Below are 21,285 nucleotides of genomic sequence, written 5' to 3'. Positions count from 1 at the left end.
TATAATTAAATCACTTACATGAAATGGGGGTCTTTTGATGAAAAAACATCCACTTGAGCAATGGGGCTCAATGGTTGCAAGTAAAAAGGGTAGATTATTAGCACTAGCTTTTTGGGTGTTATTAGTAGTTGTATTCTCATTTGCTTGGCCACAAATCAATAGCATAGAAAGTGAGTCAGGCAAAAACTTACCTGACACAGAAATGTCTGAGCAAGCTGCGTCCATTATTGCAGAGCAATTTCCTAATGATGCTGGAACACCTCTATTGTTGGTGTGGCATCGCGAAAATGGCTTAACACCTGATGATTTTTCGGCTATACAGGGTGTATACAAGGAGCTGCAAGCAAAGCCCTTAGCCCATCAAACAATGGTTCCACCATTTGATCAAATGCCTCCTCAGGCTTTAATGGCTTCCGCTTCTGAAAATGGTACAACAATTGTTACACCGGTGTTTTTTGAAAAAGGTGTCGCTACAGATATGCTACAGGATAGTTTAGATAAGCTGACAAAAATAATGGAAGGTTATCAAGTCCAATTAGATGATAAATTATCAAGCGATGCACTTCATGTGCGCTATTCTGGACCAGTGGGAATTGCCACTGATGCTGTCAGTTTATTTTCACAAGCAGATGTGAAGCTATTAATCGCAACTGTATTACTCGTTTTGGTATTACTTATTATTATTTATCGTTCGCCATTGCTAGCTATTATTCCTTTAATTGTTGTAGGGCTTGCCTATGGTGTGATTAGCCCAACACTTGGTTTTTTTGCTGAACAGGGATGGATAGATAAAGATTCACAGGCTGTTTCCATTATGACTGTTTTACTTTTCGGTGCAGGTACTGACTATTGTTTATTTTTAATTTCAAAATATAGAGAAATACTCTTTGATGTTGAGGATAAGACTGTCGCAATGAAGCTAGCTGTTAAAGAATCGGGTGGTGCTATTTTAATGAGTGCCCTAACAGTGGTTATAGGTTTAGCGACCCTTAGTCTTGCCCATTATGGCGCATTTCAACGCTTTGCCGTACCATTTAGTTTTGGTGTGCTTGTCATGGGGGTCGCAGCACTTGTTGTCCTACCAGCAATTCTTGTCCTTATTGGGCGAGTAGCGTTCTTCCCCTTCACTCCTCGAACGGAGGAAATGGCCAATAAAAAGGGCAAGAAACAGCATAAGCCTTCACATAAGATTAGTCATAAAATTGGTCAATTTGTTACCCATAAACCTTGGGTCGTTATCGCTGTAACTGTCATCTTGCTTGGAGGGTTGGCGGCATTTGTTCCGCGAATTCAATATACATTTGATTTGCTTTCATCCTTCCCAAAAGATATGCCGTCTAGAGAAGGATTTACATTAATAGAGGAGAATTTTTCGCCTGGAGAACTAGCACCTGTTCAATTAGTAATCGACACAGAAGGTACTGATATCAATATCCAGCAACAACTTGAAGCTATCTCTTATATTGATAGTGTGGCAGATGTACAAATTGGCGAAAAAAATAAGAATATACACTTGTATGAACTCAATTTCAATGCCAACCCTTATGCACAGGAGTCATTAGCTCATATTCCTGAACTACAAAAAGAGGTTATTAAAATACTAGAGGCACAAGGTCTCAACAACGCTGAGAAACATGTTTGGCTTGGTGGCGAAACAGCTAGTCAATATGATACACAACAAATAACTAAGCGAGATGAAACAGTAATCATGCCAACCATGATTGCCTTAATTGCATTATTATTATTTGTCTATTTACGTTCTATTACAGCCACTGTTTATCTATTAGCCACTGTTATTATTTCTTATTTTGGGGCATTAGGCGCTGGATGGTTAATTTTACATCATATCATGGGGGCCGAAGCAATTTCTGGAGCTATTCCATTGTATGCTTTCGTGTTCTTAGTAGCTCTCGGAGAGGATTATAATATCTTTATGATCTCAGAAATTTGGAAAAAGCGTAAAACCACTGACCATTTAACAGCTGTAGAAGAAGGTGTTGTCCGAACAGGAAGCGTTATTACATCTGCTGGACTCATCCTAGCAGGTACATTTGCGGTGCTGGCAACATTACCGATTCAAGTGCTTGTTCAATTTGGTGTTGTGACAGCCATTGGTGTATTGCTCGATACATTTATCGTACGACCATTACTTGTACCAGCTATCACAACAGTACTAGGTAAATACGCTTTCTGGCCAGGTAAGTTATTTAAAAAAGATGCCTAAATAGATAACACGGACATTAGCTAGGTATGATTGTCATACATGCTCATGTCCGTGTTTTTTATATTAATACTATAAGCATTTCATCATATAATGATAGTAAATTGACCTTATCACATTCTATTTAAATAAGGAGTGGCATGCATGGATCTTCAAAAATTACAGCAACGTTTCCCATTATTAAGCCCCTTCTCAGGTAGAACTGATGGAAATTATGTATTTAATTTTGACAATCAGCTTTACGAAATTCCAATACACACAATGACACAAAATGAATATGAGCTATTGCGAATATTCTCAGAACCCACTGTCTTATCCGATAACTATGATATAGTTTGGCTTGATTATTTAACAGATAAAACAGATATTGCTCCAACTACTCTTCCTATGCATCGTTTGTTATTTCTTCATTTTGATAAAGACTTTACCACATCTACATTATTGCGTTCAATCTTTGAAGCTTTACTTGGGAAGGATATTATACTGCTATCGCTTCAACCACAATTATTTGTCATAATCGAATGTATCGACTGCAATGAGTTCTTAGATTTGGCTCATTATGTTAATCCCCTAATGGCAGACTTAGAGACTCATTTTAAGATTTTTGTTTCTGATATTATACACAACATCACCACGACCAAGGAACGATTTAACTGGTATGTTCACCTTCTACCATCCATTTGGACTTATACACCAAAGCATATACTCACACAGCAAGAGCTTTTAGTGCCATATGTAACGCAGCATCTAGCCTATCAAGAGAAAGAGGTTTTTATCTCCTCTATCCTAAAAAGAGCCACTTCTCAGCCAGAATTACTCCATACAATCAAGAAATTGATTGAATGCGATGGAAATATTACATTAGCCTCTAAAAAAATGTATATGCACCGTAATACCTTACAAAATCGCCTAGAAAAATTTCAACAAGTGACGCAAAAGGATATTCGGCAATTTTCCCATCGACTAGAAGTTTATCTTGCCATTATTTTCTTAGAATCACTTTAAGACAAACTGCACAAATTATGCCTTCAACACTGTGCAAGCTTTCCATATCACTCTATTCTAAAGTCATTTACAATGAAATTATGACTTGTAAAGGGGTGCAGTATGTATGGCGGAATTAAGGTTAGAGCATATCTATAAGATTTACGATAAAAATATCCAAGCCGTAACTGATTTTAATTTGCATATCCATGATAAAGAATTCATTGTATTTGTAGGCCCTTCTGGCTGTGGTAAGACCACAACTTTACGTATGATTGCTGGCTTAGAGGATATATCAAAGGGAGAACTATACATTGACGATGTTTTCATGAATGATGTGGAATCGAAAGATCGTAGCATTGCAATGGTATTTCAAAGCTATGCTTTATATCCACATATGACAGTCTATGATAATATGGCATTTAGCTTAAAGCTACGAAAGGTCGATAAAAAGGAAATAGATCGTCGTGTTAAAGAAGCTGCTAAGATTTTAGGATTAGAGGATTATTTAAAAAGAAAACCAAAAGCTCTATCTGGTGGACAACGTCAGCGTGTAGCACTGGGAAGAGCAATTGTCAGAGATGCTAAGGTATTTTTAATGGATGAGCCTCTTTCGAATTTGGATGCCAAATTACGTGTACAAATGCGGGCAGAAATCCAGAAGCTCCATCAACGAATTCAAACGACAACGATCTATGTCACACATGACCAAACAGAGGCTATGACGATGGCTACCCGTCTGGTAGTGATGAAGGATGGCCTTATACAACAAATTGGGACACCTAAAGAAGTATATAATACACCACTAAACATGTTTGTAGCAGGCTTTATTGGTTCACCATCCATGAACCTCTTCCACTGTCGTCTAACAGATACCGAGATCCTTTTAGGCGAGCAAAGCTTCCCTATCCCATCCATGCATTTACCAATGTTAAAGGAAAAAAATTATTTAGGGAAAGAGATTATTATGGGGATACGACCTGAGAATTTACAAATGACTGATGTTATTTCCCCTTACACTTTCACTGCAACGATTGATGTTGCAGAATTACTCGGAGCAGAAACTTATCTCTATTGTTCTTTAGCGAATCAAAATTTTATTGCTCGAGTACAGGCTGATAACAATTTGCATCCATCCGACAAGGTTTTCCTAGTTATGAAGGAAGAAAAAATTCATTTCTTCGATCCTCAAACAGAGGAACGTCTTTGAAGCATGCATGCTTCGAATCCACGAGTTCTAGAAGAGAAAGCCAGCTGTATATCCCATTGATGGCAATCAAATTTATATTCAAACTTACATCTGGTACATTTAAATAAGAAATTAATTGATTTCTTCAAACGAATTAAAAGCACGCTAGGCATTATCACCTAGCGTGCTTATTCTATTAATCTTATTTTGCTGCGGCTTGAATCTCAAAGTAAGCCCAATGCTCTTTAGGTATATCCTTGAAGATTTGTTCTGTGTCCTCAGTTGGTATTGGACGATTAAAGATTCGATTCAGTACCTTTACTGCCTGTGCACGTGTTAGTTTCTCTTCAGGTCTAAATTCACCATTGCCTGAGCCAACCATTATACCTATCGCACTTATGCGACTGATTTCTTTTGCTGCCCAATGTGAGAACGCCACATCACGATATGTTTCTCCACTTGTGGTTTTTTCGCAATACAAGGTATCTGTAGACCCTTCTACACATTGCTTATCAATCCATCTTACAGCAATAACCGCCATTTGGGCTCTAGTAATCATTTCATTCGGCCCGAATGAACGATCATGATGTCCTTGCATAATTCCTTCTGTACGAATATATTCAATATCGTTTTTTGCCCATGAAGTAGCTGTATCTGCATAAAATAGGTTAGGCGCTTCTGGTACATGATTGTCACTTAGGTTTCTTGCCAACATTGCTGCCATTTGGGCACGAGTGACATTTGCATTCGGACGGAAAGTGCCATCTGTATAGCCATGAATATAGGAAGAAAATGTGCTGTCTACCTCTATTGGTTCTTTCTCTGGTTGCTCTTCTTCCTGCGGTTGTTCTACATAAAGTAGAGAAAATGTAGAAAAGTGCTCTACATCAAATACTATACCTGTTTGCCCTCTCGTAAATTCTGCAAAACGCCCACGTATTATTTCAGCTGTTCCATTACTATGTTCTACATAGACCATGATATTTTCTCGTTGAGCTGATGTGAGATTCGCTGGTAATGGTAGTAGCAATGTTACTTGACGGTTTTGTAGATTTGTGTCGATAGATATTGGCTGACCAATGAGTTTTACATTAGCGCCATTACCCTGTTGTAAAACTATTTCAGCTTGTTTAGCCCGATCCTCGATAGCTTTTTGCCGCAATGCATCCTTAATCGGTACAATTCGGAAGAAAATATCTTCATTGAAATCATTCATTGAAGTAAAAGGAACATCTATTTTGACCATTCCCATGGCTATACTAAAATGTGATTTGCCCTCAATTAGTCGTTTAGCAGCATCTCTTTCAAGTATCACCTTTGTTTCACTTGCTGGTGGTTCCAAATTAGGGATCACAAGTCGAGATCTTTTATCTTCCTTATTCCCTAAGATCCGGAGAAATTCGTTTGCATTTGCAACTGTAAAGTTTACTGTATCTTGAAAGCTACCGTTACTCAATACACGTGTTAACACGGTTTGGAGGAGCACATCATCTGGCATACTTTGATCTACAACATTTATCTTTAGCTGATTACTTGGTGCAACAGGATCAGGTGTTGGTGTACTAGGCGTTGATGATCCTCCATCTCCTGGTACATTGTTTTTAGACCACAAAGCATACAATATCAAATTCCCTTTCCCCATTTGAATCGTTTGCCCAATTTTATAAGTAACACCTTTTCCATCCGCCTTCGTATTCCATCCTACAAATGTATAGCCTGCTTTCATTAGATTACCTGTATTGCCCAGTACTAAAATAGTGTCCTGATGTTTATACTGCTTTGAATCTGTTGGTACTGTCCCCCCATCAGACCCGTTACTGTCATACGTAACCGTATATGTTTGCAGTGCACTAGTTGTAAAATTCCAGGAAGTATTATTAGTAATACCTTTATACGCATTACCTGCTACATCAGTAAATGCACCTGCGTCAATTTGAATGCTGTAAGTGGTGTTATGGGCTAAATCCAATGTAGGATTTACTGTCACAGTTTCATTAGTAACAGAAACATTTGCTTGTGTAACAGCAATTGTTTCGACAATTTGGTTATCTGTAGCATTTCTTATGACAATATTTTTACTAGTTACAGGTAAGACCTTTTCATCAAATGTTAATACAAGATTATCTGCAGGCTGTACAGTAATTGCCTGATGCGCTGGGAAATAGGTTGTTATTTCAGGAGACTTTTTATCAAACATCACAATTGTTCCTGATGAAACCTCTGTTACCTGTAAGCCCTCATTCCCCGCTATATCTTGATAATCAATTGTAAAGATAATGGGTCCCTCTGCGTCTCCAGATTTCAATGTATAGCTTGCTTGCCATGTTTTAGCATTCCCATCACCTTTATCATTTACATTTGCTGTTTGTCCTAGGATTGTTACATCTGGTGATTGAATGTCCTCACTTGTCTCAAAGTCGATTGTGATTACATCATCTACCTTAGCAACTGTTGGATTAGCATTATTTGAAGCCATTGCCACCTTCTTCACAGTTGGCTTTATGCCATCGACTATGACATAGCTTCCATCAGTTACGCCAGTTACCTCTATTGCTGAATTGCCTAGCAAATCTTTAAAGTTAATTGTAAAAGGTGCTGTTCCCTCTAAATCACCATTCGCCATAACATATGTTGCCTGCCAGTTTGTGGATGCTCCTGTTACAATAGCAGCTTTCCCCAAAATGGTAATTATAGGTGCTTGTATATTTTTATCTGTTTTCATTGTTAAGGTGATCGTATCTCCTGCCTTAGCCTTTGTAGGATCCAGATTATTCGATTTGATCTTTACCTCTACAGCTTTTGGCAGAGCTTTATCAATCACAAATGTAATAGTTGTGGTATTCCCTGCACTATCTGTTGCTACTAAAGTATAATTTCCAGATGTACTTACAGTGGCTCCACTTGTGAAAGCTGCTCCATTCAGGGTAGCCGTTCCTTCATTAAGACTAATTGTTACGTCAGTGTTATAAACACCGTTATTTGTAACCCCTGTTATGACTGGTGGTGTTGTATCTAGAACAATTGTATCTGAGAATGCATTTGATATATTGCCAGCAGTATCCCTTAGTTGCATATAAACTGTTTTACTACCTTCTCCATTTGACAATGTCCAACTTTTCGTAGATACTTTTGACTCCCAACTGGACCAAGTAATACCATCATTCGAAAAGCGCATTTCTATTGCTTCTCCTTCTAAATCTGTTGCCGTCAAAGTTAAGGTAACATTTATAGAACTTGTCGAGATTTGCCCACTGTTAACAATGATAGAGCCTGTTGGTGCGTGATTTTTAGTAATCTGGATTGTAAACTCCTTATCCAACGTATTGCCAGCCTCATCTGTTACTCTGATTGTAATCTTATAGCTATTTTTCGTATCGTATGCAAACAGCGCATTGGTTCTTAATACATTTCCATTTATCGTAAAGAAGCTCATATCCCCTGATTGTAATGAATACGTGAATGTTTGTGAGCTTCCTGAATCTGTTGCTGTCAATGTACCAACAGTTGTACCAATCGGCTTATTTTCTTGTACTATAGTATTATTAAGGTCAATATTAGTTGGTGGTGTACCGTCATAGATTATTTGTAATTCATTTGATGCTTTATTCAATGCACCACCGCTATTTGCAGCAACCTTTTCAGGAATTTTGATTTTCACAGCTCCATCTGCACTAGGTGATATTTGTGCCGTATATGTGGTACCACTTCCTGTCAGTAATGTAGCATTTCCATTTGTAACAGCTATATCATCAACTGTAAAGCCTGTCACTGACTCACTGAATACCATAGTTATAAGAATTGGATTGCTATTTGTTGGACTAGAATTATTTGGTGTAATTGTCACTGCTGGACGCGCATTGACGACTAGATTCATTGTATAGTTAGTACTATAATTAACCCCATCGCTTACCATAAATGTAAAAAATGAATTAGAACCATTTTCAGTAACATATTTTAATTTACTAGCATCTAAATTAGCCTTACTAATTGTCATCCCATTTGTAATAGCTTCCCCACCATCAAATTGCTGATTATTATTGCTATCGAGGAAGAGCTGCCCGCTATTTGGGATTGTAGAGATTTGAATCTGTTGCAAAGTATCTCCAGCATCTTCATCAGAAAAAGCAAAGGAAGTATTATTAAATGTATACACTTGACCCTCATTTACATTTACGGTTCCATTACTGGATGTCGGTGGCTTATTTAATGCTAGGGTTGTTACTTGCTGCATCATATATGCGCTCTTATTGCCATCAGTATCTTTGACAATGACATTAAAATAATAGGTAGTATTGGCAGCAAGACCTGCCACATTAAAGGAAGTAATATCTTTGGTGTAGCCGCCTAACGGTGTCCCATTCGATTCAATTGTACTAACCGTACCAATATTATTACTACTAGATTGATAGACTCGATATTCTAAGTCCCCTTGTGTTGTTATATCATCAGAGGCTTTAGCCCAGCCCAACTGTACTTCTGATGTAGTAATGTTTGAGGTAGCAATAGCACCATTTGTAATTGTTGGCGGATTATTATTTGGGATATCTATTATAAATTGAGTAAACGTTAAATCCCATAGTCCCGCCTGTACAGTAGGTATAAAATTTACACTCGCAGTAATGAAAAATGAGTTGATTCCTTCTATATTAATAGGAATATCATAAATAGGCTCATGATTTGCAACTGTCTTAAAAGTTACTGGATTTCCTTTTGGGTTTCCTGCTCCATCATACCCTTGAATTGTTAAGGACAATGCATCGTTTTCAGGGTGTTTATTAATCGTATTAATTTTTAATGATTTTAAATCGAAGATACCACCTGCAAAGCTTTCTCCAGCAGAAATTCTAATTGATTTTGGTGGGGAATGTTCATCTGCATCAAAATAATAACCAGCTGGAAATTGTGATCCATTGCTATACTTGAATATATTAATACCATCATCACCAGGAATACCACTCACTACAAAGCCATTATTTGTATCATCTTTCCACGAAGCTTGTGTTAAATCCTGTATACAACTTGGAAAATCTGGCGAATCGCATGCAGCCGCCTCCACTTTTAAAGGTGACACGAACCCTATTCCTACCATTTGACTATAAGCGATTAACATCAAACATAAGGTTATTGTAAATATCTTTTTTCCCATTTAATATTCTCCTTCTTGGTTTCACACCCTTCATTTAATGAATCATTAACTCTTAGGAGGCCAATCCCCATATAAACAAATAATAAAACTCAGTCCTAAATATGGTTGCATATTGTTATGTGGTTGACTTCCCCCAGTTTGATCAATAGCTAAGGCGTTCATTGATGTATTCAAAGAAGTTGAGTATACCGGGAGAGAACCTCTACCTTGTTGTTCGGTCCATATTGCTCCAGTTGGCTCATTATTTGTTGTTTGAGTATTGTTACAAGTAGCTATATGATTATGACTAGGCATTTGAGTCGTTAATAGTGTAACAGTAGCTGAACCCCCAGATGCTCCAACACTTCTCGGTGTTAATCCTGCTCCAGTTCCTTGATGAATAGCTGCCCTACCATTTAAGTTAGGTAAAGCAAATGTTGTTTTTCCATCTCCTCCATATCTGGTACCCAAAATTGCATATAATGCACTATTCGAAGCAATGTTTATAAGCTGACCATTGCATAAAGCCCAGTCTCTTGGTGCAAAATTACCACCAAATATTCTAATTTCCCCAATATATGCTTCTGACACTTTTTCCTACCTCCTTTCGTCCCTAGTTTCTTGATGGATATATTCCGACTAAAGCTATACAGTAATTTGCTACAGTGTAAGGCTGCATATTTTGATGCGGCTGTGAGTTTCCTGTCGCTGACAAAGCTTGCGCGTTCATATTAGTATTCAGTTGATTGACTGAATAGATATTATTAGTCGATGTTCCCCATGCATTACCAGTAGCTTCTTTCAACGTAGCACCTACCGAGCTACAATTGACAACATGTGTATGAGCTGGCATTTCATTAGTTGTTAATACATGTACCTCTTCTCCTGCTTTTTTTCCAAGTGTGATACTACTACTTACATGAACTGGAACTCTGCCTCTTAAATCAGGTAATGCAAAGGTCGATGTTCCATTACCACCATAAGTTGCTCCTAAAATTGAATATAGAGCTTGGTTTGTATTAATTTGCAATACTTGCCCATCGCATCGTGCCCAGCCCCTCGGAACTGTACCAAAGCCAAACAATCGAATTTCACCTACATATGGTTCGCTCATCCTTCATACCTCCTATTCCATTGGATACATACCGTAAAGCGCAATAATATAACTAATTGTCAAAAATGGCATTACATTGTCATGAGGTGTATTTCCTCCAACACTTGAAATGATGGCGGCATTCATTGTGCCATTTGGTGGTTGTGTCGAATATTGTATATCTTTTGCCCAAACAGCATTTTCTGGACTGGGTGTTGTGCCATCAAGAGAAGATGCCTTTACCTGATGTGTATGTGCAGGAAGCTGTGATGAGATTAAAGTGACAGATTCCACTCCTCCCATTTGACCATTGACAAAGGTAGTGCCAGTCATTGGATTCTGTCCTTGATGTACAACAACCCTGCCTTGAAAATTGGGTAATGCAAAGGTCGTTTGTCCGTCTCCCCCATAGGTTGTGCCAATCAGAGAAAAAAGTATTTCATTTTCGGAAATAGATAATAGTTGACCATTACAAAGAGCCCAGCCATCCGGGGCATAATCACCAGCAAATAATCGAATTTCTCCGACATATTGTTCCATCCTTAAAACCTCCTTACAAAATATTGCTTTACCTAGCACATTACAATAACAAGGTTAAAATTAGGTTAAAAAATATATTTTTTCCAAAACGGACTAACTCACCTACCATTTAATCCAAAATATCAATACAATATTGTTGCTTATAAGAAAGATTTCAGAAAAGTGGGTATTGATATTACATCTAACTATCTACCTCCAAACCTGAATTCGTTTTATTTCTGAGAAAGAAAAATTCAAAAGCTATCGAGAGAAACTTCTCGATAGCTTTTGTCTACAGTCTGAACATACAAACTTTAATATGTTTTTATTTTATTTTATTTTTTCGTTTAGCCACTTTTTTATGCAGCCTTTGAATAACTGAACGTGTTTCATCTAAATGATCCACTGTCTCCTCATAGGCACTCGTCACTACTCCCATAAATAAAATGTCAATGACAAGTAACTGCGCTAGACGTGAGGAAGTGGCACCACTTCTAAAGGTAGCTTCAACATTGGGAGATACATATAAACAAATGTCTGCTAGGCTAGACACTAGTGAACTACCATAGCGTGTTAAACTGATTGTAGTGGCTGGTGTTTGGCTAGCTATTTCAAGGATTTTAGCCACTTCATGCGTTTCCCCTGAGAAGGAGATACCTACTACCACATCCCCCTTCTGTGTATTGACAACGGCTGTAGCTCCTAAATGCAAATCTACAAATGCCCTACTATTTTTATTGATTCGTAAAAATTTTTGATCTGCATCCATTGCTGCTATACCTGATGCACCCACTCCAAAAAATATAATTTTATCGGCTTGTGATAAGGCCGTTATGGCACGTTCTAATTCAGCAATATCGATTAAATTAGCTGTTTGTGTCAAAATTTCACTACTTTGCATCGTTACCTTCTCTACAATCGATGGCAACGCTTCATTCGCCTCAATATCCCGATCTTCAGTTTTAGCATGTTGTAAATCACCAGCAATGCGCAATTTCAGCTCTTGAACACCACTAATATTTAACGATTTACACAGCCGAATAACTGCGGCACTACTTGTTTGACTTGCCTCTCCTAGTTCAACCGCTGTCATTTTTATAGCCTGTGTTGGGTGTGCTAATATATAGCTGGCCACCTTTTTTTCGGAGAGTGGAAGCTTTTCGCACATTTCAGCAAGCATAATTAAACCCGCATTTATTTTTTCCATTTTTCCAGCTCCATCTCTAGATAAAAGGAAGTTATCCACGCACCTCCTTCCTCAATATTTCTTTAGTGCCACCGCTCTACGCACATGCCCTTCTGATTGAGCAAGTAATTCCTTTGCCTCTTCAATCGTTGCATTCGTTAGTAGCACCACAATCGCGAGCTTTACTTGATAATTGTTTTGCTCTAGAACACTTTCAGCCTGACTATAAGAAACACCCGTTACCTCACAGACGATTTGTTTGGCTCTCTCACGCAATTTAAAATTACTAGCATGAACGTCCACCATTAAATTTTTATAGACCTTTCCAAGCTTAATCATGGTTGTCGTTGTAATCATATTTAATATTTGTTTATGAGCTGTTGCAGCCTTTAGTCTTGTAGAACCTGTTAAAATTTCTGGTCCTGTAATCACCTCTATAGCAATATCTGCATGCTTACTAATAATAGAATGAGCGTTGCTGACTAAGCTGATTGTTTTTGCCCCTAGTTGTTGAGCATAGTTTAATGCCCCTTTGACAAAAGGCGTTCGACCGCTTGCTGCAATCCCTATTACTACATCTTGGTCTGTTAGCTGGTGTTTCTGTAGTTCAACCTCTCCTAATGAAAGATCATCTTCTGCACCTTCTATGGCAATCATTACTGCATCTGCTCCTCCAGCCAATATTGCCTGCACAAGCTTTGGTGACGTACTAAATGTAGGTGGACATTCTACGGCATCTAGCAAACCAATTCGCCCACTTGTCCCTGCACCAACATAAAATAATCTACCGCCATTCTTTAGTGCATGCACAACAGCTGTGATAGCTTGCTCGATTTCAGGTAAAACCTTTTCTATGGCTAATGGTACTTTTTTATCCTCTTCATTCATCAGCTTTACAATTTCAATAGTGGACATTAAGTCTAGGTTTGTCGTATCTGGATGATAGCCTTCAGTCGTCAGTTTTGTCATTCGTTCCATTGAAATCAAATCCCTCCATACTATTTTTCATGGATACTCATCCAAGTTCCTTTTACCTTTCGTTGTAAAGCCTCTGTGATTGGAATTCTTTCACTGAGAAGTCCATTAACGAAAGCTCCTATAACAGGTGGCACCTCTGGTTGTATTAGTCGATTAAGTATTTTAGCAAGCTGTAATCTTTCTCGAAAGCATTGAACAAAATAAAAATTTTCGAATAAACCTCCACATAGGACAATAGAGTCACCTTTTAGCTGCGGCTCATTTTTTAACATTATTTGGATAAATTGAGTTAAATGATGTGTAGCGTGTTCAATAATTTTTTGTGCCCTATCATTATTTTGCTCTGCTAAACACAACACTACACGAGCTATAGAGGCTATGAGTACACGTGGCTGTGGATGCTCATAAACACGCGTAATAATTTCATTAGGATCTTTTAACGCTAGCTGCTCCAAAATAGTCGCTGTAAACAGATCCTCATTCACGCCAATAGCATCATAATGTCGCGTAATAAATCGCAATGCCTCTTGCCCAATATAGTACCCACTGCCCTCATCTCCTAATAAATAACCCCATCCTCCAACACGACTAACTTGATGATTTTTTCCAACCGCATATACGATGGAACCCGTTCCTGCTATCACAACGAGCCCTTGCTGTGTATATGTGCCGCTAGTAAGTGCCGCTACCGCATCATTGGTGATGGTTATCTTACAGGAGCTAGCAGGGAAAAGGAAGCTAACCCATTGCTCCCAGCGTTCTTTATCTAATTGGCGATCGCCCCCTGCCACACATAAGAACACCGCAGCAATATCATTATTTGTCGCATCTATCTTTTGTAGTAACGTGGCAAGGAGCTTGATAATATGTAGCCTTACCTCGTCTGGTGGGGTTGATTTTATATTCGTTCCAGCTCCTTCAACAAAAGCTAGCACTTCCCCATTTCTTGTCCCAATCACTGCACGGGTTCTCGTCCCACCACCATCGACCCCAATAATGTATTGCCTATTTAATGGCACCAGCCGTCAGTCCCTCCATAAATTGCTTTGAGGCAATAAAGAATAATAGGATCATTGGTAATGAAGCTAATGTTAAACCTGCAAAAAGAGAGCCCCAATCTGCCGAATGCTCCCCAAAAAGTGACATCATTCCAACAGGTATTGTCCGTTTCATTTTTTCTGTAATAAAAATAAGAGGAAAGAAGAAATCATTCCATGAAGCAATAAAATTTATAATCACCACTGTTCCAAGTGCAGGTCTCATTAACGGTAACATTACATGCCAAAGAACCCTTAAGTTCCCCGCCCCATCTATACGGGCTGCTTCCTCCAATTCATAAGGCATCGTTTTAAAAAAGCCAGTTAAGATTAGCATGGATAGTGGAATACCTGTCGCCATGTTCATCAAAATTAAAGACCATAAGGAATTTATCAGCCCTAAATCACGCATTAAAATAAAGAGCGGTACAATCCCCAACTTTATAGGAATCATCATGCCTAATAAAAAAATAAAGAACAATGCCTGATTCCAAGAGAATTTAAAGCGAGCAATATAAAATGCAGCCAGTGAACAAACAACCACTATTAGTACAACAGATACAATACTGACAAATAGACTGTTTAGAAAGTACGTGGTAAATGGAATTTTTGCTAATAATGTACGGTAAGTATCTAAGCTAAAGCTAGTCGGTAAACCCAATGGATTTTTATAGATGTCCACGCTCTTTTTAAATGAAGATAAAATCATTAACAAAATTGGATATAAACTAATGGTCGCCACCGTAAACACCACAAGATAATAAAATGGTCGAACCCAAATAGCGCCTTGCTTCACTAGACTCACCCCTTACATTTGAACATCCCTTTTATTGGCAAAGCGTAAAAATAGCGTGGTACAAACTAATATAAATAAGAATAGTACTGTAGCCAACGCCGAACCCAACCCAATAGCTGTTGTGCCAGAAGCGGTAGAGCTACCAAATGCTAAGCGATAAAAAAACACTGCTAACGTATCTGTAGAATAGTAAGGCTCTCCCATGGAGCCCTGCATTGCATATACTAATTCAAATGCTTCAAACGACTGGATAAATGTTAAAATGCCCATGATCATTATTGATGGCACCATTAAAGGTAAGTAAATCGTACGTAATAAAGTAAAGCCCTTAGCGCCATCCAACTTTGCAGCTTCAACTAACTCACTCGGGATCCCTTGAAAGCCAGCAAGAAAAATTAAGACACCAAAACCTAATCCAAACCAACAATTGACTAAAATAATGGCGATTAATGCCGTTTTGGGATCACCAAGCCAAGCCTTTTGTAAGGTCTCAAGACCTAATTTCTCCAAAATGACATTTAAAGTACCAAAATTAGGATTGAGAATGAGCTTCCATAAGAAACCTACAACAATAACTGATAATAAACGCGGTAGAAAGAAAGCAGCCTTAAAAAACTCTGCTCCTTTAATTTTTTGATAAATAATAAAGGCAAGAAAAAAGGCTAATCCATTCATAACAATCATTTGCACAACAAAATAGAGGACATTATGTTTAAAGGCGTTCCAAAACATAGAGCCATAGGGTTCTGTCGTAAAAAGAGTCACAAAATTTTGGAAACCAATAAAATCACCACGAGCCATCCCTTTCCATTCAAAAAAACTATAGGATAAGGCCGCTATTATCGGATAAAGCACAAACAACCCATAGATTATCAGCGCAGGGATAGGAAAAAGATGGATAGTCCATCTTATTCTAGATTTCCTCCTTCTAACTGATGAAGCTGTATATTCTCTTATCATGAGTAGCCTCCTTTTACTAATCATGAAACAACAAGACCCCTAAACTCCTTATAACACTTTAGGGGTCTGCTGACTTGAAGCTTTCACTATTTTTGAAATGGCGTAAACCAAGTTTTAGCGTTTTCCTGTACTTTTGTGGCAACCTCTTCAGGCGTTACTTGACCTAAATACATGCCTTGTAGCTCACTTTCAAGCAAGCTCTTTGTTGTTGGGTCCCCACCAGTAAAATTAGTTACCCACATATATGGCGTTGCTTCATTTGCAGTTGATTGACTAATAGCATTTAACAATGCATCGTCAGAGGTAATACCTGGAATAGCGCTGATCATAGAAAACTCTTTTACAAACAAATCGCCAAACTCCTTAGTTGTTAAAAATTCTAAAAATACTTTAGCCGCTTCTTTATTTTTCGAATTAGCATTGATTGCAAATGAGCCATCTACCCAAGTCGTCACTGTTGTATTACTCTCTTTAGATGGAATAGGAAAATAACCTAAATCTAAATCTGGATTCATTTCTAATATAACAGGAATTTCCCAGCTACCTAACGGGAACATAGCCGCGTCTTCTAGCGCAAACAAAGTACGGATATCATCCATTCCTAAGCCTTCAGAATTGACAGGAAAATACTTTTTCAAGTCATTCATTACTTGAATGGATTCAATAAACTGCGGATCTGTAAAATCCTTTTCTCCTGCGAGCACTGCTTGATAAAAGTCATTACCCTCATAAACAGCAGGACAAACAATACCGTGTAGCAACGATAATAGCCAGCCTTCTTTTGTACCCATTGCAATTGGTGTAATACCCTTTACTAATAATTGATCATTTAATGCCATGAATTCATCCCATGTAGTAGGAATGTCAAGATTATTATCTTTAAAAATCTTCTTATTATAGAAAAATTGTGTAGAGCTTAAGTTAATTGGTACACCGTACTGATTCCCTTCGTCATCGCGAGATGCCTTTAATGCTTCTTCAGGAAATACATTCAATCCATTTAAGCCGTTTATCTTCTCAACATAACCTGCCTCTGCAAGCTTCAATCCAGCTGCATAAGGACGTAAGTGAAAAATATCTGGACCCTCTCCAGCCTGTAATGCTGTATTGAGGACTGTATTATATTCAGTATTTTTAGTTGGGTTAAATGAAACATGTATTTCAGGATGTTGTTCATTGAATAAAGCAATCACTTTTTCATACTTGGCAACATCTTCTGTGCGCCAACTCCCTATTGTTAGCGAAACCTCTTCAGTTTTCGGTTTCTCTTTATTATCAGGTGTTGTTGAGGTCGTTATTTTCTCATTCGTGTTACAGCCTACTAAACCCACAACGAGTAATAAAAGAAGCAGCAATAACCATTTACTCTTTTGTCTCATACCAGCAGATCCACCCTTCATATCAGTAATTTTTCATAAATCATCGTATGAAGCTTCTCTCTAATCCTTCCCATGTTTGTATTTCTCCCATAATGCACAGCATTCGTTAGTAAAATGACAAATGCCTTTTTTACAGGGTCCATCCAAATGCTCGTGCCTGTAAATCCTGTATGACCAAATGAACCCTTGCTCCACCTCCTACCAAAACAAAATGATGCTTCTTCACCTCCCCATACTTCAAACCCAAGACCCCTCGTTTTAAAAGTTTCCGTATAGGCAAGCTCTAACCATTCATATGGAATCACACTTTGTTGCTTGATCCCCAACCAAATTTCCGCATACTTTGCTAAATCCTCTACACATGAAAATAAACCTGCGCTACCAGCAATACCATCTAGTAATAAAGCTTTCTCATCATGGACTATTCCCTGCAAAAATTGACCTGCCACCATTTCTGTAGATGCTGCAAGCCTTCTTGTATGCACAGGCAGTTGAAAAGATGTATGATGCATGCCCCATGGCTTAAAAACCGCTTGCTCTACAAAACTTTTTAATGAAATGCCAGTAACTTTCTCAATCACCTTTCCTAGAATAATCATACCTAAATCACTATATTGCACTTGTTCATTTGGCTGCCATACTACATCACTTGCCAGTACCTCCTGAAGGATGTCACGCTTATGATGTCTCTTAACTACAGGTGTTAAATCTGCTGGCAATCCTGAGCAATGCTGCAATAAATGCTGGATTGTAATAAGGGGATATTTAAAATCAGGCAAATAGGTTTGAACTGGATCTGTTATATAAACTTGATTTCGACTGATCAGGAGTAAAACAGCCGGGAGTGTTGCGACAACTTTTGTTAAGGAGGCTAAATCAAACAACGTATTACTTAAAATAGCTTGCTCGCTGCCATCCACAGCTGTATAAGCTCCATAATTGCCTGAAAATAGCCTTCTTTCTTGCTGCTGAACAATTAATACAGCACCTGGAATTTTCTGTTCTTTCACTAAGCCAGTTATATATGCATCTACCAAGGAAGCACCCCACTATTAAATATCTTAATTTTCTGTAAATTAGTATTATCATATAAAATAAAATGATGAAAAATAACACCAATCCTAAAATTTTTTTTCATGTGTACTCAATAAAAAAGCCCTAGCCAGTAAATATTTACTGGCTAGGGCTACTTTGATTATTTAGTTGGTTTTTTTAAATCCATTGACGCTGCTGCGCTTTCAACTTTTACGCGTTTTAAGAAGAATGCAAGCACGACTGCAATTACTGTTATACCAGCGGCAATTAAGAATGAGTGTGTAATACCATCTAATAAGGCCGTTTGCATAATTTGATCTTGCATTTGTTGCATTTGCTCAGCTGTAGGTGCTGCCCCTGCTTGTGCCGCATTTGCTTTTGCCTCGACAATTAATTCCTCAGCTTTGGCTTTTGTACGATTATTCATGAATGTAACTAAAATTGCACTACCAATTGCTCCTGATACCTGCTGTAATGTGTTGTTAATAGCTGTACCATGTGGATTCATCATTTGTGGTAGTTGGTTTAAACCGTTTGTCATAATAGGCATCATGACCATAGACATACCGAACATACGGATTGTGTACATCGATACGATAAATGTGTAGCTTGAATCAATTTCTAGCTTTGTTAAACCGAATGTTGCGATTGTTGTAATCGTTAATCCAATAATGGCCAACACACGTGGACCAAATTTATCGAAAAGCTTACCAGTGATTGGTGACATAATCCCCATGACAAGTGCCCCTGGAAGCATCATCAAGCCTGCTTCAAATGGTTCGATACCACGGATAGACTGTACATATGCTGGTGTTAAAATCATCCCTGAGAACATTGCCATAGAGACAATAACTGAGATAACTGACCCTAAAGCAAACATTGGATATTTATAGATACGTAATTCCAATAATGGCTCATCCATTTTCAACTGTTTAACAACGAAAATAACTAAAGCAATGAAGCCGATTGTAATCGTGCCATATACCCACGGACTTGACCAACCTTTATCCCCTGCTGTACTAAAGCCGTATAAAATACCACCAAATGCAACTGTTGATAAAAGTACTGAAAGGAAATCTAAGTGAACTTCACGTGTCTCCATCACGTTTCTTAGTTTCCAAACGCCAAATAATAAACTAATTAAAGCAAATGGAATAATCATTTGGAAAAGCATACGCCAATCATGATGTTCCACAATATACCCTGATAATGTAGGACCAATTGCTGGCGCCATAATCATAACTAAACCAAAGATCCCCATTGCTGCTCCACGCTTTTCTTTCGGGAAACTTGTTAGCATAACGTTCATTAAAAGTGGTGACATACTAGAAGCTCCAGCTGCTTGCACCATACGACCTGCTAACAGCACGCCAAAATTAGGAGCGAAACCTGCCATAATTGTTCCAATTGTAAAGATAGACATCGCTGTAATAAATAAATGCCTATTTTTAAAGCGTGTCACAAAAAATGCTGAAGCAGGCACTAAAATACCGCTCACAAGCATATACCCTGTTGCTAACCATTGTACTTTTGAATAGTTGATCCCAAAATCTTTCATGATTGTTGGTAATGCCACATTCAACAATGTGTTATTTAGAAAAGCAACAAAAGCACCCACAAATAGAATAGCTATCATGCCATAAGGGGGCTTTTTCATTGTTTGCTCACTATTCATTTATATCCCTCAATTCTTTCTTGTGTTTTACGATAAAACTTATTTTATACTCGTAGTCTACTTTTTTCAACAAATAAGTTTATATTTTTTATAAACGTTGATATATAAGCGTTTCAAGTGTAGAATAAGAGTATAATATTATAAAAAAGGTGAGGTTATGAACAAAAGAAAAAGACAAATTATAACAGCAGCACGTGAACTTTTTATTGAAAAAGGCTTTCTAGATACATCGATTAATGACATCATCAATGCAGCTAAAATCTCTAAAGGTACATTTTATAATCATTTTACTTCGAAAAATGAATGCTTAATCGCCATTTTAGATGAAGGTCGTGAAGAAGCCAGTAATCGTCGCCACGAGCTCATTTATGGCAAAGACCCTACAGATTTAGAGGTATTGACGCAGCAAGTCGCTGTTCTCATGTATGTCAATCGTGAACATAATTTAGTACAGATATTCGAATCCATCTTCCAATCAAGAGATAAAGAACTAAAAAAAATTATTATTAATTACCATTTACAAGAACTAGAATGGCTCGCCAATCGTCTAGTACAAGTCTTTGGAGAAGAGATTAGCCCTATTAGCTATGAATGTGCAGTTCAAACACTTGGAATGATTAACCTCACTCTACGCGCTGTCTTTATTGCCGATTATAAATATATCAATCGAGAAGCTATTGTACGTGTAGCATTGCGTAATATTAGCGTTATTATACCCACTATGCTTGAGTCGAAAGAGATTATCGTAAGTGTTGAAATGATTAATACCATTCAAAATGTCGTGAACTATAAGACCGTTACAAAAGAAATGGTTATTGAACAACTACAAGGATTTACAAAGGGATTATCAAATAATGAAACTAGGGAGGGTTTGGAGTATGCACAATTCTTATTAGAAGAATTGCAGAAAGAAAAACCAAAGCTTTTTATCATCGAATCACTTCTTACACCTTTTCGTAAGGCTTTCGTCGGCACTGAACATATAGCAGAAGCCCGTGACATCGCCAATAACTTATGGCGTTACGTAAAAATTGAACAGCCCGCTGAACGCTGTACGAAAAATAAATAAAAAACGAGGTATCAAATGAATACTTTGATACCTCTTTAC

Annotated in this window: 16 protein-coding genes; 4 read left to right on the top strand and 12 right to left on the bottom strand. The window is 37.9% G+C overall.

All coding sequences use genetic code 11. From position 1 onward, the window contains the following. The first annotated feature begins 37 nt into the window (after window positions 1–37). From JIN86_RS22650 to JIN86_RS22640, 3 genes are all read left to right on the top strand, one after another. Entirely contained in the window at window positions 38–2,224 is a 2,187-nt protein-coding gene (locus JIN86_RS22650; protein ID WP_004227747.1) for an MMPL family transporter, read from the top strand. Window positions 2,225–2,365: 141 nt separating this feature from the next. Continuing rightward, complete coding sequence (locus tag JIN86_RS22645) at window positions 2,366–3,226, top strand: PucR family transcriptional regulator (RefSeq protein ID WP_202342943.1); 861 nt, start codon at window positions 2,366–2,368, stop codon at window positions 3,224–3,226. Between the two features lie 106 nt (window positions 3,227–3,332). Next, on the top strand, window positions 3,333–4,415 hold the full coding sequence (locus tag JIN86_RS22640; protein ID WP_202342942.1) for an ABC transporter ATP-binding protein: 1,083 nt from the start codon (window positions 3,333–3,335) through the stop codon (window positions 4,413–4,415). A 181-nt stretch (window positions 4,416–4,596) separates the two neighbouring features. On the opposite strand, the gene JIN86_RS22635 is transcribed toward JIN86_RS22640, so the two are convergent. The 12 genes from JIN86_RS22635 to JIN86_RS22580 all read right to left on the bottom strand — a co-directional run bounded on the left by JIN86_RS22635 (window position 4,597) and on the right by JIN86_RS22580 (window position 20,177). After that, window positions 4,597–9,540 carry an S-layer homology domain-containing protein gene (locus JIN86_RS22635; protein ID WP_202342941.1) on the bottom strand — a complete coding sequence of 1,648 codons (4,944 nt, stop codon included), beginning with the start codon at window positions 9,538–9,540 and terminating at the stop codon, window positions 4,597–4,599. Between the two features lie 45 nt (window positions 9,541–9,585). Next, window positions 9,586–10,110, bottom strand: a complete 525-nt coding sequence (locus tag JIN86_RS22630) for a phage tail protein (RefSeq protein WP_009373329.1) — start codon at window positions 10,108–10,110, stop codon at window positions 9,586–9,588. 22 nt (window positions 10,111–10,132) lie between these two features. Next, on the bottom strand, window positions 10,133–10,633 hold the full coding sequence (locus JIN86_RS22625) for a phage tail protein (RefSeq protein ID WP_004227740.1): 501 nt from the start codon (window positions 10,631–10,633) through the stop codon (window positions 10,133–10,135). A 12-nt stretch (window positions 10,634–10,645) separates the two neighbouring features. Continuing rightward, the gene (locus tag JIN86_RS22620) at window positions 10,646–11,152 is read right to left on the bottom strand and encodes a phage tail protein (RefSeq protein ID WP_004227739.1); all 507 of its coding nucleotides are present in this window, start codon (window positions 11,150–11,152) and stop codon (window positions 10,646–10,648) included. A gap of 304 nt (window positions 11,153–11,456) precedes the next feature. Next, entirely contained in the window at window positions 11,457–12,338 is an 882-nt protein-coding gene (locus JIN86_RS22615; protein WP_202342940.1) for a MurR/RpiR family transcriptional regulator, read from the bottom strand. A gap of 51 nt (window positions 12,339–12,389) precedes the next feature. Next, complete coding sequence (gene murQ / locus JIN86_RS22610; RefSeq protein WP_009373331.1) at window positions 12,390–13,295, bottom strand: N-acetylmuramic acid 6-phosphate etherase; 906 nt, start codon at window positions 13,293–13,295, stop codon at window positions 12,390–12,392. 20 nt (window positions 13,296–13,315) lie between these two features. Continuing rightward, window positions 13,316–14,314, bottom strand: coding sequence for an N-acetylglucosamine kinase (locus tag JIN86_RS22605; RefSeq protein WP_202342939.1), 999 nt, complete (start codon window positions 14,312–14,314; stop codon window positions 13,316–13,318). Beyond that, window positions 14,301–15,128: a carbohydrate ABC transporter permease gene (locus tag JIN86_RS22600; protein WP_004227733.1), complete on the bottom strand. Its 828-nt coding sequence runs from the start codon at window positions 15,126–15,128 to the stop codon at window positions 14,301–14,303. The genes JIN86_RS22605 and JIN86_RS22600 overlap by 14 nt, the downstream gene beginning before the upstream one ends. Window positions 15,129–15,140: 12 nt before the next feature. Further along, on the bottom strand, window positions 15,141–16,088 hold the full coding sequence (locus JIN86_RS22595; RefSeq protein ID WP_004227732.1) for a carbohydrate ABC transporter permease: 948 nt from the start codon (window positions 16,086–16,088) through the stop codon (window positions 15,141–15,143). Window positions 16,089–16,174: 86 nt separating this feature from the next. Beyond that, window positions 16,175–17,488, bottom strand: a complete 1,314-nt coding sequence (locus JIN86_RS22590) for an ABC transporter substrate-binding protein (protein ID WP_202342938.1) — start codon at window positions 17,486–17,488, stop codon at window positions 16,175–16,177. Continuing rightward, entirely contained in the window at window positions 17,485–18,504 is a 1,020-nt protein-coding gene (locus JIN86_RS22585) for a serine hydrolase domain-containing protein (protein ID WP_202342937.1), read from the bottom strand. Before JIN86_RS22585 ends, JIN86_RS22590 begins: the two co-directional genes overlap by 4 nt. A gap of 158 nt (window positions 18,505–18,662) precedes the next feature. Next, window positions 18,663–20,177, bottom strand: coding sequence for an MDR family MFS transporter (locus JIN86_RS22580; protein WP_004227726.1), 1,515 nt, complete (start codon window positions 20,175–20,177; stop codon window positions 18,663–18,665). 157 nt (window positions 20,178–20,334) lie between these two features. On the opposite strand from JIN86_RS22580, the gene JIN86_RS22575 reads away from it, so the two are divergent. Continuing rightward, window positions 20,335–21,246, top strand: a complete 912-nt coding sequence (locus tag JIN86_RS22575; protein WP_202342936.1) for a TetR/AcrR family transcriptional regulator — start codon at window positions 20,335–20,337, stop codon at window positions 21,244–21,246. The last annotated feature ends 39 nt before the right edge of the window (window positions 21,247–21,285 follow it).

It is taken from the genome of Lysinibacillus sp. HST-98, assembly GCF_016757845.1.
Taxonomy (GTDB): Bacteria; Bacillota; Bacilli; order Bacillales_A; family Planococcaceae; genus Lysinibacillus; species Lysinibacillus capsici.
This window is presented reverse-complemented; position numbering and strand designations above follow the sequence as displayed.